Origin of the sequence: Paenibacillus sanfengchensis (assembly GCF_036864765.1) — a bacterium.
In the GTDB taxonomy this organism is placed as follows: domain Bacteria; phylum Bacillota; class Bacilli; order Paenibacillales; family Paenibacillaceae; genus Fontibacillus; species Fontibacillus sanfengchensis.
In genome coordinates, this window is sequence record NZ_JBAGJC010000001.1 from 18,193 (window position 1) to 34,911 (window position 16,719).

General features: G+C 52.8%; 13 protein-coding genes and 1 pseudogene. 5 read left to right on the top strand and 9 right to left on the bottom strand.

Annotation, left to right across the window (positions count from 1 at the left end):
• Window positions 1-90 precede the first annotated feature (90 nt).
• Both V4U84_RS00090 and V4U84_RS00095 read left to right on the top strand, forming a co-directional pair.
• Window positions 91-3,417, top strand: a complete 3,327-nt coding sequence (locus tag V4U84_RS00090; RefSeq protein WP_334072761.1) for a DEAD/DEAH box helicase — start codon at window positions 91-93, stop codon at window positions 3,415-3,417.
• A 156-nt stretch (window positions 3,418-3,573) separates the two neighbouring features.
• Window positions 3,574-4,425 carry an AraC family transcriptional regulator gene (locus V4U84_RS00095; protein ID WP_334072762.1) on the top strand — a complete coding sequence of 284 codons (852 nt, stop codon included), beginning with the start codon at window positions 3,574-3,576 and terminating at the stop codon, window positions 4,423-4,425.
• 30 nt (window positions 4,426-4,455) lie between these two features.
• Here V4U84_RS00095 and V4U84_RS00100 read toward each other — a convergent pair whose 3' ends face one another.
• Both V4U84_RS00100 and V4U84_RS00105 read right to left on the bottom strand, forming a co-directional pair.
• On the bottom strand, window positions 4,456-4,833 hold the full coding sequence (locus V4U84_RS00100; protein ID WP_334073363.1) for a discoidin domain-containing protein: 378 nt from the start codon (window positions 4,831-4,833) through the stop codon (window positions 4,456-4,458).
• A gap of 51 nt (window positions 4,834-4,884) precedes the next feature.
• Window positions 4,885-6,054: pseudogene (locus V4U84_RS00105) on the bottom strand (glycosyl hydrolase family 8); the annotation flags it as partial.
• 315 nt (window positions 6,055-6,369) lie between these two features.
• Here V4U84_RS00105 and V4U84_RS00110 point away from each other — a divergent pair.
• Entirely contained in the window at window positions 6,370-6,549 is a 180-nt protein-coding gene (locus V4U84_RS00110; protein ID WP_334072763.1) for a hypothetical protein, read from the top strand.
• Between the two features lie 134 nt (window positions 6,550-6,683).
• Entirely contained in the window at window positions 6,684-7,541 is an 858-nt protein-coding gene (locus V4U84_RS00115) for an SDR family oxidoreductase (RefSeq protein ID WP_334076562.1), read from the top strand.
• Between the two features lie 20 nt (window positions 7,542-7,561).
• On the opposite strand, the gene V4U84_RS00120 is transcribed toward V4U84_RS00115, so the two are convergent.
• From V4U84_RS00120 to V4U84_RS00130, 3 genes are read right to left on the bottom strand one after another with little or no spacing between them, the layout of a single operon-like run.
• Complete coding sequence (locus tag V4U84_RS00120; RefSeq protein ID WP_334076563.1) at window positions 7,562-8,656, bottom strand: GerAB/ArcD/ProY family transporter; 1,095 nt, start codon at window positions 8,654-8,656, stop codon at window positions 7,562-7,564.
• 22 nt (window positions 8,657-8,678) lie between these two features.
• Window positions 8,679-9,920, bottom strand: a complete 1,242-nt coding sequence (locus tag V4U84_RS00125; RefSeq protein WP_334076564.1) for a Ger(x)C family spore germination protein — start codon at window positions 9,918-9,920, stop codon at window positions 8,679-8,681.
• 11 nt (window positions 9,921-9,931) lie between these two features.
• Complete coding sequence (locus V4U84_RS00130) at window positions 9,932-11,443, bottom strand: spore germination protein (protein ID WP_334072767.1); 1,512 nt, start codon at window positions 11,441-11,443, stop codon at window positions 9,932-9,934.
• Between the two features lie 133 nt (window positions 11,444-11,576).
• Here V4U84_RS00130 and V4U84_RS00135 point away from each other — a divergent pair, with 133 nt between their 5' ends.
• The gene (locus V4U84_RS00135) at window positions 11,577-12,722 is read left to right on the top strand and encodes a hypothetical protein (RefSeq protein ID WP_334076565.1); all 1,146 of its coding nucleotides are present in this window, start codon (window positions 11,577-11,579) and stop codon (window positions 12,720-12,722) included.
• Window positions 12,723-12,730: 8 nt separating this feature from the next.
• Here V4U84_RS00135 and V4U84_RS00140 read toward each other — a convergent pair whose 3' ends face one another.
• From V4U84_RS00140 to V4U84_RS00155, 4 genes are all read right to left on the bottom strand, one after another.
• Window positions 12,731-13,921 (bottom strand): MFS transporter, encoded by a 1,191-nt coding sequence (locus V4U84_RS00140; RefSeq protein ID WP_334076566.1) that lies wholly within the window; start codon window positions 13,919-13,921, stop codon window positions 12,731-12,733.
• A gap of 25 nt (window positions 13,922-13,946) precedes the next feature.
• Window positions 13,947-14,402: a MarR family winged helix-turn-helix transcriptional regulator gene (locus tag V4U84_RS00145; protein ID WP_334076567.1), complete on the bottom strand. Its 456-nt coding sequence runs from the start codon at window positions 14,400-14,402 to the stop codon at window positions 13,947-13,949.
• Window positions 14,403-14,553: 151 nt separating this feature from the next.
• Entirely contained in the window at window positions 14,554-14,976 is a 423-nt protein-coding gene (locus V4U84_RS00150) for a PaaI family thioesterase (protein WP_334076568.1), read from the bottom strand.
• Between the two features lie 4 nt (window positions 14,977-14,980).
• Window positions 14,981-16,696 (bottom strand): AMP-binding protein, encoded by a 1,716-nt coding sequence (locus V4U84_RS00155; RefSeq protein ID WP_334076569.1) that lies wholly within the window; start codon window positions 16,694-16,696, stop codon window positions 14,981-14,983.
• Between the last annotated feature and the right edge of the window lie 23 nt (window positions 16,697-16,719).

Consider the following 16,719-nt stretch of genomic DNA (forward strand, 5'->3'; position numbering starts at 1 on the left):
AAACTGCTGACATCACCACCCTTCCATCTCGCCGTGTTTCTGGTAATATGATATAGTGTCAAAATTTCTGGTTTTAAGGAGGGTACGCCCATGAGCTCACCCTTAACCGAGCGGCTGATCAAGCTGCTGTGCGGACGCATCGCGTACGATCGCGGCGAGGCCTACTTCCGGCAAAAAAGAGTTACTTTCACCCACACCGATCCGGAAGCCGGCCACTACCAGGCCATCGTCCGCGGAACCGACAGTTACCGCGTATTCGTTCACATCGACCTCAACGGCGATGTATCCGCCGAATGTCAATGTCCCGCTTACGCTCTATATAACAACAATTGTAAACATATCGCCGCCGTCCTGTTAGGGATTCGGGAACAACAAGCCGGCTCCGGCTTTCCGACGCGTTCCGTCTCGCTGTTGTATCCCGAGGGCCGCCCCGCCGATGAGTCCTTCAACGAATTGGCGGACCGTCACGCCTCGCCAAGACTACGATCCGGGGGCTCCTCCCGGGACGTTTGGCTAACCCGGGACGTGATGGGTCTATTTGCAGAAGGCGGAATACGCAGAAAAAGCGCAGGGTCCCGCTTTGACTCCCGGACCCGCCTGCAAGCCGAATTTATACTCAAACCATCGCCTGTCGGCCCCAATCAGTACGTCTTCGGCGTCGAACTTAAGATCGGCGGCAACCGGCTCTATATTGTCAAGCATATCCGCGACTTTCTAAACAATCTTGAACGTGGAGAAAACTACCCTTTCTCCGAACAGTTCACTTATGATCCGGCGATTCATAGTTTCGAACCGGCACAGGATAGCATTCTGCGCCAACTGGTCGAGGTATCGCGAAACGAGCGGCTTTATCAGGAAGATGCCAGATTGAGCGTTGGAGCCTCAAGGCGAAACAAAGAGACAAGGACCCTGCTTCTGCCTCCTTACGCTTGGGCCGAACTGCTCCGCAGCTTCCAAGCGTCCGCCCCATCCGTCAAGCTGGATCTCGGGTTCGGAAAACCTCGGCCGTTCGCGATTTCGGACGAACCGCTCCCGGTTAAATACAGGTTCGACCGGGCCGAAGATGGCGGCTATCGTCTGGATGTCGACGGGCTCGCCGATTTAAAAATCCTGGAAAACTACGGGCTGGTTCTTACGGACGACGTACTTCGGAAGCTGCCGGTCGACCGGTGCCGGCGATTGCGGGAATTCAAAAACATGCTGGATGCTTCCCGCAGAAATCATATCTATATCGCCGCCGATCAAATGGAGCCGTTTATGCAGAAGGTTCTCCCGGGTTTGCAAAGAATGGGCTCCGTACAAATCGCGGAAACCGTCACCGAGCGGATGGTTAGATCCCCGCTGAAAGCCCGGCTTTATCTGGACCGGGTGCGCAACCGTCTTCTGGCCGGATTGGAATTCCAGTACGGCGATATCGTCCTCAACCCGCTCGAAAGCGGAACCGCCCGAGGCAGCGATCTCATCCTAATGCGCGACGAAGAACAGGAAAGCCGGATCCTTGAGATTATGGAGGAAAGCTCTTTCGTCAAGACGGAAAGCGGCTACTTTCTGGATGAAGAAGAGGCCGAATACGATTTCCTGGTGCATATCGTCCCCCGGCTTGAACAACTGCTCGATGTTTATGCCACTTCGGCGGTCAAGACCCGGATCGTTCCGGTTTCCGCCCCGCCGAAGGTTTCGGTCCAACTGGGAGAACGAACGGATTGGCTGGAAATCTCCTTTGACCTGAGCGGGATCTCGGAACAGGAAATCCGCGGAGTGATTCAGGCCCTGGAAGTAAAAAGGAAATACTACCGGCTTCCCGAAGGCGCCCTGCTGCCGCTCGACAATGAAGAATTCAAGCAGATCGTCAACTTGATGAACGATTTGGGTCCGCATATGGTAGGCGAGGCCGGAAACGGATTTCGGGTCCCGGTGACCAAAGGCCTTCATCTGCTGGACGAGCACAAGTACGGCAGTTCCATCAAGCTGGACAAAAGCTTCCGCCTGCTTCTGCATCACATCAAAAATCCTGACGGCCTGGATTTCCCGGTGCCGCGGCAGTTGGCATCCGTTCTCCGCGATTATCAGGCGTACGGATACCAGTGGATGAAGATGCTGGCCCATTACCGTTTCGGCGGCATTCTCGCCGATGATATGGGCCTTGGCAAAACCCTGCAAAGCATCGCCTTCCTCCTCTCGGTCCTGCCGGAAATTCGGGACCAGCAGCAGCCGGCTCTCATCGTAGCTCCGTCTTCCCTCGTTTATAACTGGAGGAACGAACTGCGAAAATTCGCTCCGGATATCCGTTGCGCCGTGGCCGACGGCAGTAAAAGCGACAGGCTGCAGGTGCTGAAGCAGGCCGCGGCAACCGACGTGCTGATCGTCTCCTATCCGGTGCTGCGTATGGATATTGAGCATTTCGCCAAACACGCGTTTCACACCATGTTTCTCGATGAAGCGCAAACGTTTAAGAATTACGCTACCCAAACGGCGCAGGCGGTTAAGGCGCTGCAGGCCAAGCACCGCTTTGCCTTGACCGGAACGCCGGTGGAAAACAAACTGGAGGAGCTTTGGTCGATTTATGACGTCGTTTTCCCGGCCCTGTTCCAAAACCGCCAGCAGTTTCACGAGTTAAGCCGGGAGCAGATCGCCAAAATGATCCGCCCGTTCTTGCTCCGGCGCTTAAAGACCGATGTTCTTAAAGAGCTTCCCGAAAAAATCGAAACCGTGCAGACCTCGGAATTGCTTCCGGAGCAGAAGAAGCTCTATGCCGCCCTTCTGGCCCAACTGCAACAGGAAACTCTAAAACATCTGAACGAAGAGAGCTTCCAGAAGAACCGGATCCGCATCTTGGCTGGACTGACCCGTCTTCGCCAGATATGCTGCCATCCCGCCTTGTTCGTCGAGGATTACGGAGGCAGTTCGGCCAAGTTCGAGCAACTGCTGGAAATCACGGAGGAATGTCTCAGCTCCGGCAGACGCTTGCTGATTTTCTCGCAGTTCACCGAAATGCTCGGCTTGATCGGCAAGGAACTGGGTTATCGCGGTGTCCCCTTTTTCTATCTGGATGGTAAAACGCCGCCTTCCGAGCGCGTTCAATTGTGCTCCCGTTTCAATGACGGCGAACGCGATTTGTTTCTGATCTCTTTGAAAGCCGGAGGTACCGGGCTCAATTTGACCGGCGCCGATACGGTGATCCTTTACGATCTCTGGTGGAATCCGGCGGTCGAGCAGCAAGCGGCCGATCGGGCGCATCGCATGGGACAAAAAAGTGTCGTACAGGTCATTCGGCTCATCACCGAAAATACCGTTGAAGAGAAAATGTACGAGCTTCAGCAAAAGAAAAGAGATCTTATCGATGAAGTGATCGAGCCCGGACAAGAAGCGCTGTCCAGTCTGACGGAACAGGAAATCCGTGAAATTCTGATGATTTAGGTCCTCTTGGGAGGGCCTTTTTTATATGTAATCATATTAAGAGGAACTAGCGATTACATCCTGATTATACTGAGCAATCAGCCCCAAAATAAATACCCGGATGTTGTATTTTCATGGCATAATGTAATTGTACTTTGAGAACAGGAGCAAAATATAATGACGACCCAATACTCGATATCTTACTGTTATCACGGCAAGCAGCATTGTGAACGGGGATACTGCTGGGGCCCGGGCATCAAAGAACAGTATAAGCTGCTGTTTATCCATGAGGGTAAAGGCCGGTACGATTTAAACGGTCAACAATACGAGCTTGAAAAAGGGGGCGGCTTTGCCGTTTATCCCGGGCAGATCTGCTGCATGAAGGCGGACGAAGCCGAACCTTGGGTGTACTCCTGGATCGCGTTCGAGGGTGAAGATGCGGAAACTTTGCTCGAAACTGCGGGATTGAACCGGGATCGGCCCGTGTTCGAATGCTCCCGTCCCACCTGGTTCGATACGTATTTGGACGAGTTTGAGCAGACCTTAGGCCGGCCTGAACCGATCTGCGGATTGGCCCTGCGCAGCGGGTTATACCGGTTTTTGGCCGACTGGCTGGGAGAGATGCTCTCAAACCGCGGGGCCTCCTCCCAACCGGCTCTCAAAACACGTTACGTGGACCGGACGATCGAATATATCCGGATGAATTACTCCAATCCGGTCAGCATCACCGAGCTTGCCCGGATGATCGGGATCGATCGGGTTTACCTCTCCACGTTGTTCAAAGAGAGAATGAACCTGTCGCCGCAAAAATATCTGCTGCAATTTCGCATGAACAAAGCGAGGGAACTGCTGGAGTCCCTCAGCCTGTCGGTCGCCGACGTGGCGCGCTCCGTCGGCTACAGCGACCCGCTGCTCTTTTCAAAAATGTTTAAGCGCGTGACCGGTTTGTCTCCGTCCCAATATCGTGGCACTCGGGTGAGTACAAAACCCGGAAACATTGCCGCACATGCCAAGGAAGCCGGACGATAAGCGTCCGGCTTCCTTTTTTTTAAAATGACCTCAGTTTTCACCGTATACTTCAAACTCGTACAAAGAATAACCGTACGATGTCCCCCGCTGCGTCCCGTACATTCTTACGTATCTGGCGTTCTGGGGGGCGAAAGTGAAAGAATCTTCTCCTCCATCCCCGTTGGTGACCGTTGCGACATCGGTCCAGTTGACCGGATTTCCGCCGGTCTCGGAAGAAACCTGAATTTTGAATTGGGTGGCGTGGGCATCCTCCCATTTCAGCTTTACTCCGGAAACGGACTGAACACTGCCCAAATCGACATATATCCATTCGGGATCCGTCCCTTCGTTGCTGGCCCAGCGGGAAACCAGGTTACCGTCAAACGCTTTACCCGCCTCAAAACCCATTCCCTCGATCGAGCTGGACACCGCCGGTTTATTCAGTCCCAGGTTGACTGCCGGCTCCGGAGCTTGTCCGGACGGAATCCACCAGTTACCGGAAAGATACAGCATGCATAAAAGATTATAAGTGTCGCTAAAATAATCCTCTTTCTTATTCTTGATCCAATCCCAACCCGCGTTCACCCAGGCTTGATTGGCACCGTCCGCCGTTCCCGCGGCGATCAGCGGGGCGACGAACACGGCGGTCGCGTAGTCGCCGATCGGCGTTCCATCCATCTTGTATCCGTTCTTGATATTCGCCGGGTTATTGTTGCTCTTGGACTTGATCCACTTCGCCAGTTTATCGGCCGCGGCCTTGCCCCTGGAGTCGCCGTATAAGGCGTAATCCATCACAATCCGAAGCGGGAAGCGGCTCGCGTTATAGTAATATTGGTTTGTTTCCTTAAATTCATCCAAGTAATATTCCGGGGCTGGTTTGGGCGGATCCTCGACGACAAAATCGGAAATCAGTCCGGTAGAAGAAGAATATTTCGTGCTGAACTGATTGTATACCCGGTAGAGATTGTCGATCACATCGATCCAAACCTGGTCCCCGGTGACCTCATGAAAAGCCCGGAAATGGCTCAACATCCAATCGGATGGGCGGGTATTTAACGCATTCTTGCTGTCCCAATCCCCCAGATTGATCCGGCGCTGATTCGTCACATAGCTCGCTTTGATCCCGCTGTTAATCATTTTCCGGGCTTCGTTCAAATAGTTGACCTCGCCGTCCGATCCCCATTGATGATGAGCCAGGATTAACGAATAGGCGATATCCAGGTCACCATCTGTCGCTGAACCGAAATGGCCCTGGGCCCGAACATCATCGGCCACGACCCAACCCATCAGATTCGAATTTCCGGAGCTTTTATAAGCGCGTGCAGTTTTGAATAATCCATTATAAATCGTCTGCGCCTGGGGATCGTATCCCGCCATCAGGGCGGAGATGACCATCCCGTAGCCTTGGCCTTCGGATGAGCCCAAAGCTTTAAATCCGTCGGGATTTCCGGTAATATTTCCTTTAACGTAATACCCGCCGGGTAAAGACTTCAAATCATGCTTTAAATACTTGGACTTCCAGTAATCATAGTAAGCGGAAACGGATTGATTCATGTTGTCCTGACTGACGTGGGAGGGTTTGATGACGCCGGGGTAATCCACTTGCTGGGGAAACGGCCGGTTTGGCGAAGCCGCATAAACCTCGCTGTCGGGTAAAAAAGATACCGTAGGCACGAGCAGCACCACCATCAGCAAAAAGTTGATCCACTTCCATTGCCTCTTGCCGTGTCTTGCGCGAATCGTCCTTGACCTTACCATGATCATTCCTCCTTAAGTCTTCATAATAGAAACTGCAGGCCGGAATTCTGTGTTAGCAAGGATGTCCTACAAAGGCATTATATACCATTTTTATTAAAAGTTAAAGCGCTTTTATATTCTATCGAAAAAATGTTTGTAAATAGCGGTAACGGGTAACTATAAATAAGGAATCACCCCAGAAACCGACATCTAAAGGAGGATTTGACCATGCCTAATCAGGACAATAACCAATACCGCGATGAAGCCGAACTGCGCAACAAACCGCATGAAGGAGATTCTTTGGCCGAGAAGAAGAAAATGGAAAACGGCGTTGATATCGAACCGGAAGCCGATGAGTGGGTTGCCAAACCGGCAGCATTTACAGATTCCAAATCGGCAAAAGAATAAGCCTTTCGCCAAGCCGCCCCGGAGATTCGGGGCGGTTTTTTCGTCGCAGCAAAATGCCGCTAAAAGGTTTAAAGCGTCGTGTGCGCGAATACCTCTAGGATATGCGAAATCGATTCCGAAAGGAGAGCTTGGGGATGGGGATCTTTCAGGAACAACTGTTGGAAGGAAAAATTATCTTGGTGACCGGAGGCGGAACCGGGCTTGGTCTGGCGATGGGCAGCCGTTTTTTGGAGCTGGGGGCGAAGCTTGCGATCTGCGGCCGCCGTGAAGAGATTCTTCGGCAAGCGGCTGCAGGGCTGGAAAAAAGAAATGGCAGCCCCGTATTCTATAAGACGTGCGATGTGAGGGATCCGGAGCAGGTCCGGGAATTGGTGGAGGCGGTGGAACGGCATTACGGCGGTGTGGATGTGCTCGTGAACAATGCGGCGGGCAATTTCATCAGTCCGACGGAGCGCCTGTCCCCCAGAGCGGTGGACGCTGTGCTCGGCATCGTGCTGCACGGAACTTTTTATATGACACTGGAAGTCGGCAAACGCTGGGTTGAGCAAAAGCGCAAAGGCGTGATGCTGAACATCGTCACGACCTATGCCCTGACCGGCTCGGGCTATGTTGCCCCCTCCGCCGCCGCCAAAGCCGGCGTACTCGCGCTGACCCGGTCGCTCGCCGTCGAGTGGGCGCCCTACGGCATCCGTCAAGCCGCGATCGCTCCCGGGGTCTTCCCGACGGAAGGCGCGGGCTCCCGCCTCTCCCCGACCCCGGAGCTTGAGGCCAAAATGATGGCGCGCCTTCCCCTCGGCCGGACCGGCTCTCCCGGCGAATTGGCGGATCTCGCCGCTTTTCTCGTGTCCGACGCCGCTTCTTATATCAATGGCGAAGTTATCGCCATCGACGGCGGCGAATGGTTGAGGGGGGCGGGCCAGTTCAACGACCTCGCCGAGCTGACCAAAGAAGAGTGGGACCGCCTCACGGAACTCACCCGAAAAGGCAAATAACTAACCGGGCAAGGCGCCCGTTATTCCTGCATTCTTTTTTTCCGCCGCAGCAGCATGACGGTAAGCAGAACAAGCGGTAATCCGAACTGGAAGTATGGATCCAACTTGTTTAAAATCACATCGATTCCGACCCAAAGATGGTGGGAGAAATTAGGGGAAAGGAAACTCGCACCAAAGATAAGCGCTCCTATGGGAAGAACCCATTTCCTGTATCCGATTTTTGTGATCTGGGCGAGTCCGGTGACTGCTCCGATGTAAAACATAATGATTTTGGTCCCTAACCCGACAAATAAAACAATGACAAACAGCACGTCCATCCGCTCAAAAACCTCCGCCGCCTCGATTAATTGCACGACTTGAAGCAGCGGAAATAACGTTAACTTGGTCAACGTCGGACCCAACACCAAAATATTGATCTGATTGATCACCGTTAAAACAACCGCAGTGCAGATATATGAGATCAGCATGGCTTTTCCCAGGTTTTTATCCTTTCTTACCATCGGGAAAAAGACAAGAAACAGCAGGCTTTGCCCGAAAGGAAAGGAAACCGTCTCGGGCAAGGCGGCCGATATGACAGGGCCGAACCCGTTTTCCAGAACCGGCTGCATATATTCAAAATGAAGCATCCCTTTTCCTATGATCATAAAGATGAGCAGCAAATAGCTTAGAAGAACGGTAGGCAGCATGGCAAGACAGACTAAAAACACAATGTGGGCCCCATAACGAACGCTGTTGCCCACGACAAGAATACCGATTAACATGAGGACCGCCAAGGGAGTCCGATTCAATAGCGCAAACGCGGCAAGTTCTCCGAGGTCCCGTAAGTTCCGTGAGGATTCGTAAGCAAAGTAGAACACCAATATAAAACCCACGCCCTTACCCAGCCACTTTCCGTAAAAATGGACGCACATCTCGTAAAGGCTTCGATTCGGATTCATCTTATGGATCCAGAGGTATAGAAGGAGCAGCATAAAACCGACGGCAGACCCGATCAGCATGGCAAGCCAGGCGTCCTGGCCGGCATCCGCAGCAATCTGGAACAGAGTGGTGCTGCCGATCTCAAAGAGGACAAAACAGGCGATCAGCTCGGTTAATCGGCTCTCTTCGTTTTTCATGCTCCCTCTCCTCTCTATTTTGTTAACTGTCCTGCTCGACGGTTTCTTTTTGAAGCTGATCGAACGATTTATTTGTTAAACCCGGCCGCTGCACGGACACTTTGATATCCAAATCAAGCTCGATGCTTGCCAGCTCCTCTTCCCAAGAGGCTTTTTTCTCTTTCCATGCCTTCGGATATTTGCGGTGAACCTTATCGGCAAATCCGGGAAGATCAACACGCATCTTTTGCGCTGCCTTCCAACCGCTTTGAATTATCGACTGAATTTCTTCTTCCAATGTTTTCTCGATCTTGCGGATCTCTTCAGGTTTGGTCAAATCCCCTTTACACTGGAATTCCAACAAGTCCCCCTTGACCCTCACCTTAATTTTCATTTTAAAATGCTCCCCGGATTTCACCGGTTTGACGGTTGTTTTGGCATTGGTAACCCGAAAGGCCGATTGTCTGCTTTTATTATCGGTTTCCGGGCAGCCGAACGCCAAAGTACTGCCTTTCACTTGATTGGAGAGCCAGGAGATCCCGAAGCTTTCCTCACGGTTCATCCATCCGATAAATTGGTTGCGGCGAAAAACGCCTAACTTGGTCAGTTTAAGCTTACTTGACGATGAAATCGTTTTTTCGGTTTCCATGGACTCCATCCCATGATCATCCTTACCGCTAAACTGGATTGCGGGAACTCCCGCTCCTCCGGCATCCGACAGTATTTTTTGGGCCAGCTCATATACTCTGATCTTGGGAAAAATCGAAGAGAAGGTGCTTTCTTTCTGGATAATATCGGCCAGGGCCGGACCCGGCATCTTCTCCGCGGGAACCAGCTTTAATAAAATGTCTCTTGCTTTTCCGTCCGTCAATGCGACCAGCACGGTTTCCCGCGCATCGTTGTTTCGAAAATAAAGCCCCAAAATCTGATTGATACCGTACTCGGCCGCTTCCCGGCCAATGATGAGAATATCCGTATGCGCGAAATAGAGTCTTCGCGGATTTTCGACATAACCCATATCAGCAGCCTCTCTAATTGAAGTACCTTCCGTCGTAAATACATGCACGCTTGGCCTGCCGCCGCCCCCACTTCCCCCGCTTCCGCCTTGCCCCGTTCCCATTGCCGAAGGTACGACCATTTGATAGGACATTGACCATTTTCCGTTCTCCCGGTCAAATCCTGTCGCGACGGTAATGCCCAATTCATTCAGCTCCGTACGGTTCCAGCATCCTGCCAGAAACAAAGACAATAACAATAACAAAAAGCAAGCTTTTAACTTACGCATCTCGGTTCTCCTTAGTTCGTTTTCTTCTCTCTCTTCGTGGAGGATTGACGAACCCGATTGTTGGCACTGAAATGGGACGGCCGTGTTTTAAGCAAGGGCCATGGCGCCCTAATCAACACATCCTTCAAATTGTTGAAGCTTAACGGAGAAAGGGGCAGAAAATAAGGAACTCCAAACGATCTTAGCGAAATCATGTGCACCAACAAGGGAATTCCTCCCGCCAGAATTCCGTACAGTCCGAAAGTGCCGGCAAGCAGCATCAGCCCGAAACGAACGAGCCGAACCGCCGCAGACATACTGAAGTACGGGATCACAAAATTTGAGATCGCCGTAAAGGAAACGATAATGACCATCGCAGCGGACACGAGCCCAGCCTGTACGGCGGCCTGCCCTAAAACGAGCGCGCCGACAATGGAGATGGCCGGCCCGACCACCCTAGGCATGCGCACGCCGGCTTCGCGGATGACCTCGAAAGTCAGTTCCATCAGCAGAGCTTCAAGCAAAGCCGGCAACGGCGTCCCCTCCCGTTGGGCGGCGAGACTGATCAGCAGCGTGGTCGGAATCATTTCCTGCTGGAATGTCGTCACCGCGATATAGAGCGAGGGCAGCAGCAAAGCCATCAAGAAGGAAAATAGCCGGATCAGACGGAGAAAGCTGGAAATATCATACCGTTGGTAATAGTCTTCACTCGCAAGAAAGAACTTGAAGAAAGTTACGGGAGCAACCAACACAAATGGACTACCGTCCACCAGAATGGCGACCTGGCCGTCCAGGAGATTTCCCGCGACGGCATCCGGACGCTCCGTGTTAATAAGGGTCGGAAAAGGCGTAGCCGTCGTGTCTTGGATATACTCCTCGATATACCCGCTTTCCAGAATACTATCGACATCAATACGATCGAGCCGTGTGAACACCTCTTTTACGACTTCATCTTTAGCGATCCCCTTGATATAAGCCACCGAGACCCGCGTTTTTGTAACGCGTCCGATCGTGCGGTCTTCAAATCTTAACTCCGGGGATCGAATTTTTCGCCGGATTAACGCAATGTTGGTCGCAACGTCCTCCGTAAAGCCTTCCTTAGGTCCGCGAATCACCGTTTGCGAGGAAGGCTCCTCCACGGCTCTCCTCTTTCCCCCGGGAAGTGAAACGATCGCCGCGCTAGGGAGCCCGTCGATCAGCATCACCGTTGAACCATCAAGCAAAGCTTGGATCAGGTTATCGATATTGCCCGACTTTCTCAAATCCCCTGGAATGATATCCTCAATGGAAGAAGGCGAAGGATCCCCCTGCTTTTCTCCCAGTAAGTAATCGTTGACGGTGGCTATCATTTTGTTGATGCTCTTCAGATCCACCAGCCCGTTGAAATAACAAATCGCCGCGACAGGAGAGCTTTGCCCGGGCAATATGATCTCCCGCGCTTTGAAATCGGAGCTTTTGCCCAAACGATTCCGGACAATCTCCACGCTCTGCGATAGATCCGAAGGAAGGTTTTTGTCGGAACCTTGGTTTCCTTTGTCCACCATTACCCCTTACCCTTTCCGTATTTGTCGTATTTTGTAATATACCCTACTCTTTCAACGGTATTCTTCATAAGTTAAGCTCTATCAATGTTATAATCAGATGGAAACAACATAAGTCAAAGGGAGAGAATGATCCGTGATTGAAATGCGCAAAGGCGACAGTTTGAATTACTCCAATCAGATTCCGGGCTGGGCGAAAATCGCACATCTCGTGATTTTCTTCTTTCTGGCCCTGTTGAGTCTCGGCGGCTTCGGACTAGGCGCTTATCTGCTGTGGACGGGGTTGTGGGGCGGCGCGCTGCTGTCCCTGTTTACCGGTGCCGTTATCTCCTGGGCAGCCTGGTTCACATGGAAGAACAGCAAATTATACACCGATCATCAGTTTGAGACGGGGCTGAATGACGAGGGATTCTTCAGCAATTATAAAGATCTGAAAAAAGGAACGGAAACGAAGCGGCTGATTCCCTATGGCAGCATGAGAGAAGTTCTGGTTGCCAGAAAAACACGCTATATCCCCACCGCCGGGAACAGGCCGGGATCTTACTGCATAGGCGCCCAGATGATCATCCAGTGGGAGAATGAGCGTGGGGAAACGGATTATGCTTTTTTCGGGATGGAGAACAAAGAGGAGGTTCTTCAATGGGTCGGGCGATTTTTGAGCCAAGAGGTGACCGTGATGACTTCCACCGCAAATGTCTCCCTGGTCGCTCCTGCGGATTACCAAACCGGTTACGGGCAATTGGAGAAAGAACCCTACATGGGAGAAGGTTCTTTGAGTGACATCGGAACTACGACAAGAAAAGAGCCTCCGGCTTGGCGCAGCCCGGAAATGGAGCGCGCCAGGGAAATAAAACAAGAACAAAACGATAAGAAATGGTTTAAACCTTTGTACGGGGGGCTTCTTCTGTTCAACCTGCTGATCGCCGCCGTATGGATGCCGAACTGGGATTTGGAGGGTGATCTTTTTTCGGACCATTCGCCATCCTTCACGTTCATTATGATCAATGTGGCTGCCCTATTTATCTTCGGCAGGTATTGGAGGATAACACGGCGCTGGTTCCGCCCTCTCTTGGATACACTGCTGCTTTATGCCTTCCAGGCTGCGGGTCTTGCTGTCTCCGGGCTGTTCCGGAAATTTCCTCCGATTTATTATGAGGCCGTATGGATCGACACGCTGACCATCGGCGTGTTTATCTGCATCTTCTTCGCCATGGCCCAACTCGGCGCGAGACGAAGCAAGGCCCGCCGGGCCAAGAACGACAGGCACACGACGGGCGGGTGATCTTAAAATCAAGAGGACTTTCTTCTCAATGTAAACACATGGAAAATAACAAACAACACGAGGAAAAGAATCATAAATCCGGCGGAATAACGGTACATAATCGCATAATTGGTCGCGGAAGCGATCGCCCCCAGGATTATTGCGCCAATGGCCACTCCAAAATCTGTGGAATTGTAAAACATGCTGTTAGCCGTGCCGTACTGCTCGGGTGCGCAAGAACGAAGCATCCAGGCTTGTATCGTCGGCTGGATAGCTCCGAAGCCTAGGCCGTATAGGAGCGCCGACAGAATCAACAGCGGCATCGATGCCGCATACGACAGCACGGTCATGCTCGCCACAACCAGGATAGCTGCCGGAATCAACACGGCCGCGGGGCCTCTGCGGTCAAACACGCGTCCCGAAATCGGGCGAATCACGATGACCGTCACCGCATTGAATAGAAAGAATAATCCAACCTGCGCGAGGTGCATGAATTCTCCAAATAAAGCGATAAAGCTTAACAAACCGCTATAAGTAATCGATAACGTCACATTGAGCAGGGCCGGCAACAGCAGCTTTGTGTTGAATTTGGCAGACTTCTTTTCACCCGCCTCCCCGCCGGGGCTCTGGATTTGCGGGGCTGGCGGAATCGAACGGCTGAGCAGCAAAATCGGCAGAATCAAAGCGACCGTGACCGCACCGGCCGCGCTAAGCATACCGAATCCGGCCTGCTTCATCATATTTAATCCGATCATCGGTCCGATCGACATCGCCAGGCTCGTGGACAAACCAAAATATCCGATTCCCTCCCCCATTCGACGGAGAGGAATGATTTGGGAGACGAGGGTCGGCAAAATGGTGCTGGCCATCCCGAACCCGATTCCGTAACCGGCGCGCATCAGCAGCAGGCTTCCGACCGAGCCGGCCAACACATAAATGCCCGTCGTGATGGCGGCGATGACCAGACCGGCATATAGCAGCAGGTTTCTGGACCATTTTTTTAAGAGCGCAGCCGTCAAGAAACGGGTAAGGATGGCGGAAAGCGCAAAAACGCTCGTCACCAGACTAACCTGCAAGTCCCCGGCTTGAAACTCATTTTTGACGTAGGCGGGAAACGACGACAACAGCATTTGCAAATTCAAGAACAGTAAAAAGGAGCATATCGTCAAGGATATGAACGATTTGCCCCATAACCTGTCCCCGTTAAGTTCCTGATTCAAGATGATTTCCCCCACTCTATCATTTCTATAATGTACTTTCGGCATCCAACAAGCTGCCGACATGGCAATTAATCCGCATAAGAAGTTCCAAAAGCAACCCGTATTCCTCCCCGGTCATACACTCCTTCACGTCCTCGGTAACTCCGGCCTCTATGGAGAGGGTTTCTCGGATCATCGTCTTGCCCTGTTCCGTGCTGAAGACGAGAAAAGAGCGGCGATCCTGTTTCCCCGCTTCCTTGTACACGAGCCCTTTCTTCTCCAGATGATCGAGGATCCGGGTCGTGGTCGGCTTGTCTTTCCCCGTGCGGCGGGCGATTTCCCGCTGGATCAACCCTGCGGAACGGTCGATCTGAAACAACACGGACCACTGCTCCGGAGTAATGTCGTACTCCCGCAACCTGCTTTGCAGGAGGCCGGCAATTTTCCGGTATGTAACGCCCATAATAAAGCCAATGGCCAGATGGGTATCCTGCGCTTCCATATAGCACTTCCTCTCTTTATTAGTTGCTTAAACAACTATAACAAAGACAACTAATTACGTCAATGACGGAAATGCCAAAAAAAGACCCGTACGGTATACTACCGACGAGTCTTGCAACGAATGAATAAACGGATAGTGACCATAATCGGATCTAGGTTATCCGAAACGTCCCCGTACCAAAGGCGCACAAGTCCCCATCCCTCGTAAGCAGCGATGCTTGGGCGGTAACCGATTTGCGCGAAACATGGATCGCCTCGGCCGTTACGGTAACCGGCCCCTGTCCGGACTCCGCCTTGGCCACATAGTTAAGATTGAGATTGGTCGTCACCACGCTCGCGCCCGGTTTTAAGATCATGGCCAGCAGCCCCATGGCCGAGTCCATCATCGCCGCGTGAACCCCGCCGTGTAAAATCCCGATCATGTTCAAGTGATGCGGCTGAATCTCGAGCGTAGCGACAACTTTCCGGTCATCCGCGGCTTCCAGCTTGCAGCCGAGCAAATCCCATAAAGTCCCCTTTGCGGACTGGCTCCATGCCTCCCATTCCGGATGCCGTTCCTCTGTATTCGCTTTCATTTCATCACCCTCCTTTCCGCCCCGTCTCATCGTCGACTGGTCTGCTTTGCAGCCTTGCGGCCTCTTCTTCGACCAGTTTACGGCGGAGCACCTTTCCGGCCAGCGTCTTGGGAAGGCTCTCCCGAAACTCGTAGATTTTGGGGACCTTGTAAGCCGCAAGCTTGCCTTTGCACCACAGCTTCAACTCTTCTTCATCGGGAACGGCGCCGGCCCGCGGTACGATATATGCTTTGACCGTCTCTCCGCGATAGGGGTCATACACCCCTGCCACGATGGCTTCCGCTACGCCGGGATGCTCGAACAGCACTTCCTCCACTTCTCGGGGGTAGATGTTGTAGCCGCCGGCAATAATGAGATCCTTTCTCCGGTCCAAAATATAGAAAAACCCGTCCTCATCCATCCTGCCCAGATCCCCGGTCAGCAGCCAACCGTCCTTCAGGCATTTGTAAGTTTCCTCCGGCTGGTTCCAGTACCCCTTCATCACTTGCGGGCCTTTCACGGCCAATTCGCCGATCTCGCCGGGCATCACTTCCGTTAACGTATCCGGCTCGACGATTTTCGCCTCCGTGTCGGGGAAAGGAATACCGATAGATCCATTCCTCCGCTTCTCCCAAATATTATTGGCATGCGTGACCGGCGAGGCCTCCGTCAATCCATATCCTTCGATCAGCTTGCCCCCAGACAGCGCCTCGAACCGGGACTGCACCTCGAGGGGCAGCGATGCCGCCCCGCTGATGCACACCCGAATCGACGACAAATTATAGCGGGCGATGTCGGGGCGATTGATCATGGCCACGTACATGGTGGGCGCCCCGGGAAAAACCGTCGGTTTCTTGCGGTCGATCATCCGCAGCACCTGCCCGACTTCGAATCTCGGGACAAGCAGGAGGGTACAGCCCAGCGAAATGGCCTGATTTAGGAGAACGGTCATCCCAAATACATGAAAAAAGGGAAGCGCCGCCATATACCGTTCGTGTCCCGCCCGGGAGCGGTAGAACCATAGCCGGCTCTGCAAAGTGTTGGCGACCAGGTTGCTGTGGGTCAGCATGACCCCCTTGGCATACCCGGTCGTTCCGCCCGTATACTGCAGAAGAGCCAGGTCCTCGTCCGGCTTCAGCGCCGCCTCGACAGGGTCGGGCGAGGACTGCCTCAACAGGGCCGTGAAAGAGAGTACATAATCGCCGTAAGCAACTTCGGGCTTCATTCCTTCTTTACGGGCCTTGATCGGATATAGGGCATTCTTGGGAAAAGGCAGATAGTCCTGCAAACGGGTAACGATGATTTTCTCCAGCGGACGGTGCTCCATGGACGACTTCACTCTGGCGACCAGAACGTCGAGCGTCACGATGAGGCGTGCCCCCGAATCCGTGAGCTGATGCTCCAGTTCCCGGGGCATATACAGCGGATTCGTCATGACGACGATGCCGCCCATCAGCAAGGTGCCGTAATAAGCGATCACAGCTTGCGGGCAATTCGGGAGCATCACGGCAACCCGGTCCCCTTTGACTATTCCGAGGCGCAGCAGCGCCCGGGCAAAACGGTAACTCTGCTCCAGCAGACGGGCGTAAGTGATTTTTTTACCGAAAAAATCAAGCGCGCATCCTTTCGGATGGTCTGCGGCGGATTGCACAAGAAACTGGGCCAAGTTTTGCTGAGGATAAGTGTAGGTCGGTGGTACTTCGGCGGGATAATGTCTTAACCATGGCTTGTCGGACAACATCGCCTTCCCTCCCGTAGATTAGC